Here is a 13,654-nt window from a genome sequence, read left to right on the forward strand (position 1 = left end):
GGGGCCCCCCGGCCGGGGGGGCCGCCCCCCCCGCGGCGGGGGGGGGGGGGGGGCGGGGCGGGGGGGGGGGGGGGGGGGCCCCCCCCCCCCCCCCCCCCGGGGGCGCCCCCCCCGATTCGAGAAGAGTCCCGTGGCGGGTGTCCGCCAAGGTCTCTCAGGTGGGGCGGTGTCAGCCGCCGTACCCGCCGTAGCCGCCGTCGTCGTGCTGCTGCGGCTGGGAGTCCACGTTGGCGCAGGTGTTGCCGAAGGTGGGGTTCAGCAGGCCGATCACGTCGACCGTGTTGCCACAGAGGTTGACCGGAACGTGCACCGGCACCTGGATGACGTTGCCGGACAGGACACCCGGCGAACCGACGGCGGCGGCACCCGCTCCGGCGTCGGCGGCGGCCATTCCGGCGCCGCCGGCCAGGACGGCACCGGCGCCGACCAGAACGGCGGTTGCCTTCGTGATACGCGACATCAAGTATCTCCTTGAACTTTTGTTGCACAGCCGCACGATGTACGGCCTCACGTACCTTCAACGCCGGGACTCACTCCGGGTAACGGATTTCCCGCAGAAGGTTGCCGGATTGGACGCAGTCCGAGGTAAGGGCGCCCCCGGACCTCGACAGAGCGTGAGGACTCCACTCCCGCCCGGGCGCGGGGTCGCACGCGCCAGTTGCCCGGGTGTCCCGGTCTACGCTGGTCGGACGTTTCGATTCCGAGGCCATGTGCCGCATGTCGTACGCCGAGAGGGATGTCCCGTGAAATTCGATGCGGTCGACCGCGCGCTGTTGCGCGAATTGCAGAACGACGCGCGGCAGACCAACCGCGACCTCGCCGCCAAGACGGGCGTCTCGCCCTCGACCTCGCTGGAGCGCGTCAGGCTGCTGCGTGAGCGCGGCGCCGTGACCGGCTACCACGCGGCCGTCGACCTGGAGGCCATGGGCCGTCCGGTGCAGGCGCTGATCTCCGTGCGGATCAGGCCGCCCGCCAGGCCCGTGATCGAGGCCTTCCGCAACTGGGCGGCCCGGCTGCCCGAGGTCATCGGCCTGTTCGTCACCTCCGGTACCCACGACTTCCTGCTGCACGTCGCCGTGCCGGACGTGAACGGCGTCTACGCGTTCGTCATCGACCGGCTCACCGAGCGGCGCGAGGTGGCCGACGTCCAGACCACGATGGTCTACGAGCACGTCAGGCCGGGCCGGATCGACCCGGTCGCCCGGCCCGACGACGGACCGGGGAATAAGTGAGAGTCTTACTGTCATTTACCTGAGCGTGCGGCGCGGCCCCCGACAGGGGCCGCTCCGGACGGAGACGGCCCTCCCCGGCGGCCGTACGGAAGACGACAGACGGAAGAAGAACGGACATGACGCAGACCTGGCTCATCACCGGCAGCTCACGCGGCTTCGGCCGCGAACTCGCGGTGGCGGCTCTGGAGGCGGGCGACCACGTCGTCGCGACGGCCCGCCGCCCCGAGCAGCTGGACGACCTGGTGCGCGCGTACAAGGACCGCGTCCGTACGGCGCCGCTCGACGTCACGGACGCGGCGGCGGCCCGCGCGGCCGTCCAGCTCGCCGTCGACGCGTTCGGCGGGCTCGACGTCGTCGTGAACAACGCGGGCTACGCCAACTCGGCGCCCATCGAGGAGGTCGAGGAGGACGACTTCCGTGCCCAGATCGAGGCCAACCTCTTCGGCGTGTTCCATGTGACCCGGGCCGCCCTGCCGGTGCTGCGGGCCCAGCGCTCGGGCACCTTCGTGCAGTTCTCCTCGATCGGCGGCCGTGTCGGCGGCTCTCCGGGACTGAGCGCCTACCAGAGCGCCAAGTTCGCCGTCGAGGGTTTCTCGGAGGTGCTGAAGAACGAGGTCGCGCCGTTCGGCGTGAAGGTGGTCATCGTCGAGCCCGGCGCGTTCCGCACCGACTGGCAGGGCACCTCGATGCGGATGGCGGAGGTCGGCCCCGACTACGAGGCCAGCGTCGGCGCGATGCACCGGCGCAGGGCCGAGTCCCACGGGTCCCAGACCGGCGACCCGAAACGCGCCGCGCGTGTCATCCTCGACGTCGTACGCGACCCGCGGCCGCCGACCCGGCTGCTGCTGGGGTCGGACGCCGTCGCCGCGGCCGAGAAGTCGTCGGAGGAGCGCGCGGCCGAGACCCGGGCCTGGGCCGGGGCGAGCCGGTCGGCGGACTTCCCCGGGGACGAGCGGTAGGAAGGACGGGCCCGTGGGCAAGGGACTGCGGCGCGACGCGGCACGCAACCGTACGCGCATCCTGGGCGCGGCGGCCGACGCCTTCGCCGCACGCGGCCGGAACGCGTCGATGGAGGACATAGCCCGCCTCGCGGGTGTCGCCCCCGCGACGCTGTACCGCCGCTTCCCCTCCAAGGACGCCCTCGTCACCGAACTCGTGTCGGTCTTCTACGAGGAACTCGTCGCCCTCGCGGAGGAGGCGTCGCTGCTGCCGCCTGCCGAGGGGCTCGACCGGCTGCTGCGCACCGTGGGCCACCGCATCGCGTCCGCACGCGGGTATCTGCCCCTGGCCTGGGGAGAGCTGGCTGATCGCGCGCAGGTCGACCACTTGCGCGCGATGACGGCCCGGTTGCTGGACGCCGCCCAGGCGGCCGGAGCGGTCGACCCGCGCGTCACCGTCTCCGACATCGCCACCGTCGTCTGGGCGGTGCGCGGCATCATCGAGACCGCGGGGGAGGTCGCCCCCGATGCCTGGCAGCGCCACCTCGACTTCGTGGCGGCCGGCCTGCGCCGGGGACCCGAGCGGTTCTCCGCGCCCGCGCTCGGCATCGGCTCGGTGGACCGCATCACCGGCCCCTGACCCCGCCGGCCGGCGTCAGCCGATGCGGCGCGGCTGGAGCGTGGTGGCGTACGTGCCGCCGAGCGCCAGCAGCTCGTGGTGCGTACCGGACTCGACGACGCGGCCCCGGTCCATCACGACGATCCGGTCCGCGCTCTGGATCGTCGTCAGCCGGTGCGCGACCACGAACACCGTGCGGCCCCGGACCAGACGGGACAGAGCGTCCTGGATCAGCGCCTCCGACCGGTTGTCGAGCGCCGACGTCGCCTCGTCGAGCACCAGGACGCGGGGGTCCCTGATCAGGGCGCGCGCGATGGCCAGCCGCTGCTTCTGCCCGCCCGACAGGCGCGCGCCACGCTGGCCGACCACCGTGTCGAGGCCCTGCGGCAGCCGTTCCACGAACTCCATCGCGTTCGCGGCGGCCAGCGACTCGCGCAGCGTCTCCTCGTCCGCCCCGCCCTCGAGCCCGTAGGTCACGTTCTCCCGGATGGTGCCCTCGAACAGGATCGACTCCTGCGGGACCACCGACAGGAACCTGCGGTACGTGCGCAGGTCGAGCGCGGACATGTCGCGGCCGTCCAGCAGGATGCGGCCCTCGGTCGGCCGGATGAAGCCGATGAGCAGGTTCAGGATCGTCGACTTGCCCGCACCGGAGGCGCCCACCAGGGCGACCGTCTCGCCCGGGCGGACCGTCAGGTCGAAGCCGCGCACGGAGTCCTCGGCCGCCTCCGGGTAGCGGTAGGCCATGTCCTGGAAGTCGATGCGCCCGTCGACCCCGTCGACGCTCGTCTTGCCCTCGTTGATCTCCAGGTCGGGGGCCTGGAGCACCTCGCCGATCGAGCGGACCGACTCGAGGCCCTTGGAGATGATCGGCGTCAGGTTCATCAGCGTCGTGAAGGACGCGGTGAGCGTGGTGAAGAAGCTGCTGATCATCACGACGTCGCCGGGCGAGATGCCCAGCCGGCCGTAGTACGCGACGAGCGCGGCGCCCGCCAGGCACGCCACCGCCATGGTGTTCAGCAAGATCCAGGACATCGACCCGAACTGGCTGTTGAGCAGGTCGAGCCGGAACCCCTTGGTGCGGACCTCCTTCAGCGTGTCGTCCACCCGGTGCAGCGCGGTGCGCTCCAGGCCGTGCGCGCGGGTGATCGGGATCAATGTGGTCATCTCGCCCACCCGTGACGAGAGCCGCTCGATCTCCAGCCGGAACTCCTCGTTGTTCGAACGGATGCGGGAGCGCATCTTCCGGACCAGCAGCGCGGCCACCGGCACGACGATCACGAACACCGGCAGCACGACGGGTACCTTGAACGCGATCACCGCGAGACCGCCGAACAGCGTCATCAGCGCGCCGAGCCCGAGGTTGGCGCCCTGCTGCACCATCGTCTCGATCGACTCGACATCCCGGACGATCTTGGTCTGGAGCACCCCCGCGCTGACGCGCGCGTGGTAGCCGATCGAGAGGTACTGCATCCTGCGGCACAGCGCCGAGCGCACGTCGCGCCCCATGCGCCGGATGCTCGCGCTGGTGTACCGGGCGAAGAGCATCGCGAGCGGGAAGTTCAGCAGCAGGATGGCGCCGAGGCCGCCCGTGTTGATCCACAGCTCGGCGACGGACCGGTGCGAGACCACCACGTCGATGACGTTCGCCGTGATCAGCGGCAGCAGCCAGACCGGTATGTGCTTGAAGGCGAAGACCAGCACCGACAGCGTCAGCTTGCCGCGGTCGGGGCGGAAGAGGTAGGCGAGGGTCCTGAGGGGGTTCTCTCCCTGGTACTGGTGGTCCAGGGGGCTGGAACGCGGGATGTCCCGCTCGGCGCACTGCGATTTCTGCATGGAGAGCGAAGCCTCTTTCGGCAGCCGGTGGTACGCGCTCGACGTGCGGCCAAGCAGTCTCCCGGAGCCGGCGCCCGCACGGAAGCGCTTTCCCGGCCGCCCCCGAGGCGCCGACGGCGTCCGGCGCCGCCGCCTCGTACGGGAAAGCCCGGCCGCCGGGAAGTGCGCGGGCCCGAACGGTGAGAGGCTGGCTGCATGGCCGATGGGGGACCGCCCGGCGGTTTCGCGCCGGGAGAGTACATCACAGGCACCCGCACGGCCCAGCCGCACGTGCCGGGCCGCATGGGCACCTTCGACTGGGATTTCCGCGCCGGCCGGCTCGACCTCGACCGCTCCGCCCTCGCCGTGCTCGGTCTGCGCGCCGAGCACTACGACGGCCGGGCGCTCAGCGCGGCACGCCTGGTCCCGCCGGAGGAGGCCGCCCGGCTGCGGGCCAGGGCGCGGCTCGTCCTGCGGCAGGGCGTGGACGGCTTCGGCGCGTACTACCGCACCCGGGGCGAGGACGGGGTCCTGCGCACCCTGCACGCGCAGGCGCAGATCCGCTACGACAGCGGGGGCCGGGCGACCCGGATCGTCGGGGTGGTGCGCGAGGCGGACAGTCCTGGCAGGGGTGTCGGCGAGGCCGCGGGCCGCAGCGATCTCACCGAGCAGCTGGCCTCGCTGATGGCGCAGACCGTGACCGTGGACGACGTCAGCGCCGCGCTCAACGACCGCGAGGTGCTCGGCAGCCTCGGCGCCCTGGGACTGATCCTCGGGATGGTGGAGGGCGGGCGGATGCACCTCATCGCCCTCCCCGACCTCGGCGTGAGCCTGCCGTCCATGGAGCGGCCGCGGCTCGACGAACCGCTGCCGATGGCCGAGGTCGTCACCACGCACCGGCCCCGGTTCCTCCGCTCGCCGAAGGAGTTCCGCAGGGACTACCCGACGCTGTGGCCCGGCATCGAGCCCTTCCCGCTCGGCGCCGCGGCGTACCTGCCGCTGATCGCGGACGACAGGACCATCGGCGTCCTCGGCGTGCTCTTCCCCGAGCCGCACTCCTTCCACGACGCGGAACGCAACCTGCTGGTCACGCTCGCCGGCGGCGTCGCGAGGGGCCTTGAGGGCGCCATGCTGCACGGCCAGGAGCACGACATAGCCCAGAACCTCCAGCAGGCCATGCTGCCGCGGGTGATCCCGACCGTCCCCGGCGCCTCCATCGCCGTGCGCTACCGGTCGGCACGGCTCGGGCGCAACGTCGGCGGCGACTGGTACGACGTGATCCCGATGGCCGACGGCACCGTGGGCCTGACGATCGGCGATGTGCAGGGCCACGACACCGACGCGGCCGTCGTGATGGGCCAGCTGCGCATGGTGCTCTCCGCGTACGTCGCCGAGGGCCACCCGCCGGCCACCGCGCTCGCCAGGACCTCCGCGTTCCTGCGGGAACTCGACACGGACCGGTTCGCGACCTGCACCTATGTGCACGCCGACCTGGTGACGGGGCAACTGCGCATCGTGCGGGCCGGGCACCTCGACGCCCTGGTGCGGCGGCGCGACGGCACCTGCGAGTGGATCGCGTCCGGCGGCGGGCTGCCGCTCGGGCTCTCCGCCGAGTTCGCCGGGTCCGGCGCGATCGACTACCCCGTCACGCGCGCGCTGCTCGGGCCCGGCGAGACCGTGCTGCTGTGCACGGACGGCCTCGTGGAGCTGCCGGGCACCGACCTCGGCACCCGGATGCGGTCGCTGAGCGACGCCGTGGCCGCGGGCCCCGAGGAGGTGGAGGCGCTCGCCGGACACCTCCTGCGGAAGGCCGCCCGCCTCAACGGCGGCGACGACATGGCCCTGCTCCTGCTGCGCCGCGACGACACCGCCCGAGGCGCACAGGATCAGCCGCCGGACACCGCGCGGACCTGAGCGCGCCGCGGGCCGCCCGCCCGGCTCCCCGCCGACGGGCGGGTGTCGTCCCACCGGCCGGGGACGCTCCGTCTCGGCTGACCAGGCGCAGACCGCGCAGACCGCGCGGACCGCCGCGCGACTGGCGGCCGTGACGTGCCGTCACCCTGACGGCGCCTCATGGCCGGTACGGTCGAGGCGCGTCACGGTCTGTTCTTCCCGATGTTCCCCGACATCCGTGGATCATTGGCGTGTGCACGGCGATGCTGGCGCCTGACCTCGCCCGCCTCAGGGCGACCCGCGATCCTCGGGAGAACGTGTGGGACCACGTATCGCCGGCCGGTCGGCCGTCGTCCTTGCCGCCCTGGCCGCTCTGACCGCGGGGGCGGCCGGGCCCTCCCTCGCCGGCACGGGGGTCGATCCGCACCCCCGTACGACGGCCGAGATGCTGCGGCCGATCGCCCCGCCGCCCGCGGGCGCGCTCAGCACCGGCGGTGCGCAACCCGGCCGCGCGAGACCCGGCGGCGCGGAAACGGGCGCCGGAGCGGACGGCATCGAGACCGACTCCGCCTCGCGCCCCGTCGCACCCGGCATGAACCTCACCACGTACGACCGGCTCGAAGCGGACAAGTGGCTCCGCGTGGACGCGCTGGACGTCGACCTCACCGGTACCGGCACCCGCGCCGACTACCTCTCCTCCGGTCCCGTCTCGGCCCGTGACACCGTGTCGGACATGGCCGCGAAGCACGACCCGGGCAAGGGCCGCCGCACCGTCGCTGCCATCAACTCCGACTTCTTCGACATCGACGAGACCGGGGCACCCGAGGGCGAGGGCATCCGCGACGGCTCCCTCGTCCAGTCCCCGAGCGCGGGCCCCTCCTCGGCCGTCGGCTTCGGCCCGGGCGCCGCGGGACGCGTCCTCCAGCTCTACTTCGACGGCACGCTCACCCTGCCGTCCGTCACGCGCCCGCTCGCCACGTACAACGCGGCCGACGTCCCCGCCGACTCCATCGGCGTCTACACCTCCGCGTGGGGCACCGCGGACCGCGCACTGACCGTGAACGCCTCGAAGGGTCCGCTCGCCGAGGCGACCGTACGCGGCGGCAAGGTCGTCTCCGTCGCGGCGAAGCCCGGCAGCGGACCCATCCCCGCGGGCACCACGGAACTCGTCGGCCGGGAGTCCGGCGCCACGGCCCTCACCGCGCTGAAACCCGGCGACCCGGTCTCCCTCACCTACCGGCCGCGCACGGACGACGGCCCCGTGCCGCGCACCGCCGTCGGCGGTCGCGAACTGCTCGTCGCCGACGGCGTCGCGCAGAACCACGACGGCGAGGGCAACAATACGGCCGCGCCGCGTACCGCCGTCGGCTTCTCCCGCGACGGCAGCCGGATGCAGGTGGTGACCGTCGACGGCCGTCAGGCCGACAGCGCGGGCGTCACCCTCACAGAACTCGGCACGATGATGAAGAAGGCCGGCTCGTACAGCGCCCTCAACCTGGACGGCGGCGGCTCGACGACACTCGTGACCCGCGAGCCGGGCAGCGACGCCCTGCACGTCGACAACAACCCCTCGGACGGCAGCGAACGCGCCGTCGCCAACGGCCTCGCGCTGACCGCCCCCGACGGCAGCGGACGCCTCAAGGGCTTCTGGGTCCAGCCCCGGACATCGCCCTCCGACGCGCCCACCGTCGACCCGGTCGCGGGCGGCCACCCCGAACGGGTCTTCCCCGGCCTCACCAGGCAGCTCACGGCCGCCGGCTACGACGAGACGTACGGGCCCGCCGCCGGCAGCCCCGAGTGGCGCGCCGGCGACGGATCGGCCGGGCGCGTCGACCGGCACGGCCTGTTCACCGCGCGCGCGGGCGGCACGACCCAGGTGCGCGCCGTGCACGGCCGGGCGAGCGGGGCGATCACCCTCCAGGTCCTCGACCGGCTCACCACCCTGCGCCCGACGACACAGCGGATCGGCCTCGCCGATGCCTCGGCCACCGGCACCTTCGGGCTGGTCGGTCTCGACGCGCACGGCGACAGCGCCCCCGTCGAACCCCGGGACGTCCGTCTCGACTTCGACCACACCCGCTTCTCCGTCACCGACGACGGCAAGGGCTCCTTCACGGTGAAGTCGCTCTCCGGCGGCGGCGCCGGGCAGATCACCGCGAGCGTCGGCGGGGTGCGGACCGTACTCGCCGTCAGCGTCGGCCTGGAGCAGCGGCAGGTCGCGTCCTTCGACGACGCCGCGTCCTGGACCTTCAGCCAGGCACGCGCGAGCGGGTCGCTCGCCCCCGCCGCCGACGGGCACACCGGTACGGCACTCTCCATGAGCTACGACTTCACCCGGTCGACGGCCACCCGCGCCGCGTACGCGACCCCGCCCGCGGCGATCCCCGTACCCGGGCAGCCCCAGTCCTTCACGCTGTGGATCAAGGGCGACGGGCACGGGGCCTGGCCCACGCTGCATTTGAAGGACGCGGCAGGTACCGACCAGCTGCTGCGCGGCCCCTACGTTACGTGGACCGGCTGGAGACAGGTGACCTTCGCGGTGCCCGCCACCGTGGCCATGCCGGTCAGCGTGTACCGCTTCTACCTCGCGGAGACCGACGCCACCAAGTCGTACACCGGGCAGATCCAGATCGACGATCTGGCGGCGCAGATCCCGCCGGAGATCGACCTGCCCACGGCCGCGCCGCCCGCCGACCCGCTGATCAGCACGGCCGCGGACACGCGGGGGAGGGACTGGCGGTTCGCCGTGATGTCCGACGCCCAGTTCGTCGCGGCCTCACCCGACAGCGACATCGTGGCGCAGGCCCGGCGCACGCTGCGGCAGATCAGGGCGGCGAAGCCGGACTTCGTCGTCATCGACGGCGACTTGGTGGACGAGGGGTCACCGGCGGACCTCGCGTTCGCCCACCGCGTGCTCGACGAGGAACTGGGCGACGCCGTCCCGTGGTACTACGTGCCGGGCAACCACGAGGTCATGGGCGGGTCCATCGCCGACTTCACGGCCGAGTTCGGCCCGGCGCACCAGGTCTTCGACCACAAGGGCACGAGGTTCATCACCCTCGACACGTCCAGCCTGACCCTGCGCGGCGGCGGCCTCGACCAGATCGAGCAACTGCGCGCGCAGCTCGACGCGGCGGCGGCCGACAACCGTGTCCGCTCGGTCGCGGTGATCGAACACGTCCCGCCGCGCGACCCCACCCCGCAACAGGGCAGCCAGCTCTCCGACCGGAAGGAGGCCGCGCTGCTGGAGCGGTGGCTCGCGGACTTCCAGCACCGTACGGGCAAGGGCGCGGTCTTCGTCGGCGGGCACGTCGGGGTGTTCGCCGCGTCCCACGTCGACGGCGTGCCGTACCTGATCAACGGCAACTCCGGCAAGAACCCCTCGGCACCGGCCGGCCAGGGCGGCTTCACCGGCTGGTCGCTGGTGGGCGTCGACAGGGTGTCGCACGTGGCCCAGGCCGCGGCGCGGCGGGAGCCGTGGCGGGGCGGGCCCGACTGGATCTCCGTGCAGACCCGGCCGCACACCGACACGCTGTCCCTCACGGCGCCGTCGAGTCTGCCCGCGGGCGGCACGGCGAAGGTGACCGCGACCCTCACCCAGGGCACCCGCCAGGTGCCGGTGGCGTTCCCGGCCAGCGCGGACTGGCAGGTCACAGGGCCCGCACGGTTCGACGTGCCGACAGGCACGCTGACGGCGGGACGCGGACTCGGCACCGTCCGGATCTCGGTGACGGTGAGCGGGACGACCAGGACCGCGGAGCTCCGGGTGACGCGGGACCGGAAGGGCCCGGCCCCGAACTGACGCCACCGTCGCGACGGGCGTGCCACCGCGGCCGGATGCCGGTCCGGGCGGCCCGTCGCGGCGCGCCCGGGCGCGCCGATGGCGCGGGCCCCGGACACCACAGGCGCGTCGACGTGGTGTTACTCGCCGCCGCACGCCGTCAGCCGCCGGCCGGGGCCGGGAGCTCCTCCAGCCGGAGACCGGTGAACCGCGCCGTGAAGCCCGCGCCCTCCGGCGACGCGCACATCGGGCCTGCGAAGGCCGCCACCCCCTCGGGGAAGTACGCCAGCCGCAGCAGCGTCGTCGCAGCCGCGCCATCGGCCCCGTACCGTACGGTCACCGTGTCGCCCCTCCGGTCCAGTTCCACGGTCATCGGCCCGGCGACCGGACCGTCCAGGGGCGCCACGCTCCAGTCCGACACGCCGCGTGTCACGACGGCGCTCACCTGCCGCCGGCCGTCCACGAACTCCACGCCGGCCTTGATCCAGCTCGTGGCGTCCAGCCGCAGCAGCAGCCCGGCCTGGTCGTACTGGTCGCGATAGCCGCCCGTGAAGGTGACCCGCATACGGAACGACGCCGGCACGCGGCGCAGCAGCGCGTGCCCGGTGTCGCGCACGAACCCGTAGTGCGTGCGCACCCACAGGTCGGTGTCCCGGTCCGTGGTGATGTCGAGGCCGTCGCCCGAAGCGGCCCACGCGGCCGGCGGGTTGAACCACTCCCAGCCCGGCAGGCCCAGTACCGCACCGGACGGTGCGGTGGGGGCCGCCGGTCCGCCCGGGGCGGCGTCGGCGAGCTCGGTGGACCGGCCCAGATAGGTGAGCGGACCGGGATCGTCCACGGGAAGGACCTCGAAGCCCAGCCGGTCGTAGAAGGCGCGCGCGGCCGTGTTCGCGGTGACCATGCCCAGGTGCACGGCCCCGACGCCCCGGGCGTGCAGGGCCTGCAGGAACGTGTGCATCAGCGCCCGCCCGTGCCCCTTGCGCTGCCAGTCCGGGAGGAGGTCGATGTGCAGGTGTGCCGGGTGGCCGGCCAGTTCGGGCAGCACCATGCGCTCCGGGGTGTGCAGCAGCTCCGCCATCCCCTCGCTCGGCGTGGCGGGCGCCCCGGCGGGGCGCGGGTAGCGGCCTTCGACCCGGGGCAGCCAGCTCTCGCGGAAGGCGCGGGCGAAGGCGGCCGTGTCGGCGGTGCCGATCACGTAACCCACGGCCTGCCCCGATCCGTCGTCCAGGACGAAGGCGAGCCCCGGCTCCAGTTCCACGTACGGCGCGGCGAAGATCGTCGGCAGCAGGTCCGGGTCCGGATAGAGGTGCCGCGAGTCGCCGCCCTCGTGCCCCGTGCGTGCGCAGATGTCGTAGAGCGCGGCGCGGTCTGCGGGCCGGTACGGGCGGACGAAGGCGACGGAGGGCGCGCCGGATGTGCCGGGGGAGCCGGAGGAGCCGTGGGAGCCGGGAGATCCGGACGAGCCGGATGCGCCCGAAGGGGGTGCAGAAGGCAGCATGGCAGGAATTCTGCCGCTCTGAGAGCGCTCTCACAAGCGCGATTCCGACCGGCCGGCGACGGCGGTCGGCCGCTCGTTCCCTGCCGGTCCGCCGTTCGTCTCCACCGTCCGCCGCTCGTTCCCTGGCCGGCTTTCCGCGACTCGCTGTCAGCCGTGGCCCGCTGTCCGCCGCGTGTCAGGGCCCGGATTGTCCGGTGCCAGTACGAGATCGAACTCGATGAGCCGGAAGGGGGCCTCCACGCCGAACGCCGCCGCCCGCCTCGGGTCCCGCACCTCCCGGACCGGGGCGATCAGGCTGCGCTTCACCCCGAAGACCGCGTCCGAGTCGAGATACGGGCTGCCCTCGATGAACAGATGGGTCGTCACGGGCCGGTGCCCCGGGGCCTGGCCGATGAAGTGGATGTGCGCGGGCCGGTAGGGGTGGCGCCCCGTCGCGTTCAGCAGGTCAGCCACCGGGCCGTCCCGCGGCACGGCGTAGTGGCTCGGCACCACACTGCGGAACCAGTACCGGCCTCCGTCGTCACAGGTGAACAGGGCGCGCAGGTTCAGTGGCGGCTGCACGTCCGGCTGCTGCACGTCGTAGAACCCCTCGCCGTTGGCCTGCCACACATCCACCCGGGCGCCCGGAAGAGGCGTGCCGTCGGCCGACCTGACGGTGCCCGCCACGACGCACGCGTCGCCCACATGGTCCTGTGCGATGTCGGCGCCGAGCGGCCGGGGCGGGGAGTCGACCAGGTGGAAGGGCCCGAGCACGGTGGTCTCCGTCGCGCCCCTCGGCCCGCGGTTGTTGACCGCGTCGACCAGCATCGACACCCCCAGCACGTCGGACAGGAGGATGAACTCCTGGCGGGTGTCGTCGCACTTCTGGCCGACCGCCGTGAGGAAACGGAGGGCGTGCTCCCACTCCGCGTGCGTCAGCTCCGTCTCCCGTACGAACGCGTGCAGATGGGTGACGAGGCGGGAGAGCACCTCGCGGAGCCGGCTGTCGCAGGACTCCGCCCATGAGGCGTTCACCAGTTCCGCCGAGGTCTCCTCGTCGAAGCCGGCGGCGGGCCGAGCGCCCGCGGCACGCCCGGCGCCGGGCCCCGGCGCGACGTCACCCGCCTGCGCCCCGGCGGACTCTGAGGCCGGCTCACCGGCCGGGACCTCGGCGGTGTCTGCCATGTCGCGCGCCTCTTCTCCGTCTGCGCGCCCCCGGCCGGTGCTCAGTCGCGGGGCGGGGTGGCTGCCGTGTCCAGGAAGAACGAGTCGATGTCCTGGACGGAGCGCATGAACTCGTCCAGGTTCATCGGCTTGGTCACATACGCGTTCGCGTGCTGCCGGTACGCGTCCTCGATGTCGTCCGGAGCGGCCGAGGTGGTGAGGACCACCACGGGGATGCTCCCGAGTTCGCCGTCCTCCTTCAGCACCGCGAGGAGTTCGCGCCCGTTCATGCGGGGCATGTTGAGGTCGAGCACGATCAGGTCGGGGCGTCCCTTGGACGGGTCGCGCAGGTGCTCGAGCGCGGCGAGGCCGTCGGTGACATGGGCGATCTCGCGTGCTGCGCCGCGCTCGATCAGCGCGTCCTCGATCAGCAGCGCGTCCGCCGGGTCGTCCTCGACGAGCAGGAGACTGTACGTACGGTCGTCGGCGAACGTGTTCACGGCGGGTCTGCTCCTGCGCTGGAAAGGGGGGAGGCACGAGGGCGGCCGTGGGAGGCCATGGACGTACAGCTTATGGCCGGGGCTACCTGCGCGCCAGCAGCCCTCATGCCGTGCTGGGCGTCCGCCGGGCCCGCGGGCCGGGCCGGCCCCCGGGCGCCCGGCCGGCCCCCCCCCCCCGCGCGGGGGGGGGGGGGGCGCGCCGGGGGGGGGGGGCGGGGGGGCGGCGGGGGGCGGG

General features: G+C 73.4%; 10 protein-coding genes and 1 pseudogene. 5 read left to right on the forward strand and 6 right to left on the reverse strand.

Annotated elements, in window-relative coordinates:
* Window positions 1–169 precede the first annotated feature (169 nt).
* Complete coding sequence (locus LCE31_RS03090) at window positions 170–460, reverse strand: chaplin (RefSeq protein WP_225012379.1); 291 nt, start codon at window positions 458–460, stop codon at window positions 170–172.
* 283 nt (window positions 461–743) lie between these two features.
* Between LCE31_RS03090 and LCE31_RS03095 the strand changes: the two genes are divergently transcribed.
* The 3 genes from LCE31_RS03095 to LCE31_RS03105 all read left to right on the forward strand — a co-directional run bounded on the left by LCE31_RS03095 (window position 744) and on the right by LCE31_RS03105 (window position 2,810).
* A complete protein-coding gene (locus LCE31_RS03095; RefSeq protein WP_225012380.1) occupies window positions 744–1,232 on the forward strand; it encodes an Lrp/AsnC family transcriptional regulator in 489 nt (162 codons plus the stop codon).
* 116 nt (window positions 1,233–1,348) lie between these two features.
* Window positions 1,349–2,191 carry an oxidoreductase gene (locus tag LCE31_RS03100; protein ID WP_225012381.1) on the forward strand — a complete coding sequence of 281 codons (843 nt, stop codon included), beginning with the start codon at window positions 1,349–1,351 and terminating at the stop codon, window positions 2,189–2,191.
* A 13-nt stretch (window positions 2,192–2,204) separates the two neighbouring features.
* On the forward strand, window positions 2,205–2,810 hold the full coding sequence (locus LCE31_RS03105) for a TetR/AcrR family transcriptional regulator (RefSeq protein WP_225012382.1): 606 nt from the start codon (window positions 2,205–2,207) through the stop codon (window positions 2,808–2,810).
* Between the two features lie 15 nt (window positions 2,811–2,825).
* Here LCE31_RS03105 and LCE31_RS03110 read toward each other — a convergent pair whose 3' ends face one another.
* Window positions 2,826–4,625, reverse strand: coding sequence for an ABC transporter ATP-binding protein (locus LCE31_RS03110; RefSeq protein WP_225012383.1), 1,800 nt, complete (start codon window positions 4,623–4,625; stop codon window positions 2,826–2,828).
* Window positions 4,626–4,820: 195 nt separating this feature from the next.
* Between LCE31_RS03110 and LCE31_RS03115 the strand changes: the two genes are divergently transcribed.
* On the forward strand, window positions 4,821–6,518 hold the full coding sequence (locus LCE31_RS03115; RefSeq protein WP_225012384.1) for a SpoIIE family protein phosphatase: 1,698 nt from the start codon (window positions 4,821–4,823) through the stop codon (window positions 6,516–6,518).
* A gap of 298 nt (window positions 6,519–6,816) precedes the next feature.
* Window positions 6,817–10,299, forward strand: coding sequence for a phosphodiester glycosidase family protein (locus LCE31_RS03120; RefSeq protein WP_225012385.1), 3,483 nt, complete (start codon window positions 6,817–6,819; stop codon window positions 10,297–10,299).
* A 139-nt stretch (window positions 10,300–10,438) separates the two neighbouring features.
* Here LCE31_RS03120 and LCE31_RS03125 read toward each other — a convergent pair whose 3' ends face one another.
* The 4 genes and pseudogenes from LCE31_RS03125 to LCE31_RS03140 form a co-directional block, all read right to left on the reverse strand.
* Entirely contained in the window at window positions 10,439–11,089 is a 651-nt protein-coding gene (locus LCE31_RS03125) for a DUF1349 domain-containing protein (protein ID WP_225012388.1), read from the reverse strand.
* Window positions 11,072–11,776: pseudogene (locus LCE31_RS03130) on the reverse strand (GNAT family N-acetyltransferase); the annotation flags it as partial. The pseudogene LCE31_RS03130 and the gene LCE31_RS03125, both read right to left, overlap by 18 nt.
* A gap of 147 nt (window positions 11,777–11,923) precedes the next feature.
* The gene (locus LCE31_RS03135; RefSeq protein ID WP_225012386.1) at window positions 11,924–12,940 is read right to left on the reverse strand and encodes a dioxygenase family protein; all 1,017 of its coding nucleotides are present in this window, start codon (window positions 12,938–12,940) and stop codon (window positions 11,924–11,926) included.
* Between the two features lie 41 nt (window positions 12,941–12,981).
* A complete protein-coding gene (locus LCE31_RS03140; RefSeq protein ID WP_225012387.1) occupies window positions 12,982–13,419 on the reverse strand; it encodes a response regulator in 438 nt (145 codons plus the stop codon).
* Window positions 13,420–13,654: the final 235 nt, after the last annotated feature.

Source organism: Streptomyces sp. 8L (genome assembly GCF_020176795.1).
Classification (GTDB): domain Bacteria; phylum Actinomycetota; class Actinomycetes; order Streptomycetales; family Streptomycetaceae; genus Streptomyces.

Excerpts from the sequence above, each read along its gene's own strand:
- LCE31_RS03135 (WP_225012386.1), bottom strand. The coding sequence starts at position 12,940 with ATGGCAGACACCGCCGAGGTCCCGGCCGGTGAGCCGGCCTCAGAGTCC.
- LCE31_RS03100 (WP_225012381.1), top strand. The coding sequence starts at position 1,349 with ATGACGCAGACCTGGCTCATCACCGGCAGCTCACGCGGCTTCGGCCGC.
- LCE31_RS03115 (WP_225012384.1), top strand. The coding sequence starts at position 4,821 with ATGGCCGATGGGGGACCGCCCGGCGGTTTCGCGCCGGGAGAGTACATC.
- LCE31_RS03090 (WP_225012379.1), bottom strand. The coding sequence starts at position 460 with ATGTCGCGTATCACGAAGGCAACCGCCGTTCTGGTCGGCGCCGGTGCC.
- LCE31_RS03110 (WP_225012383.1), bottom strand. The coding sequence starts at position 4,625 with ATGCAGAAATCGCAGTGCGCCGAGCGGGACATCCCGCGTTCCAGCCCC.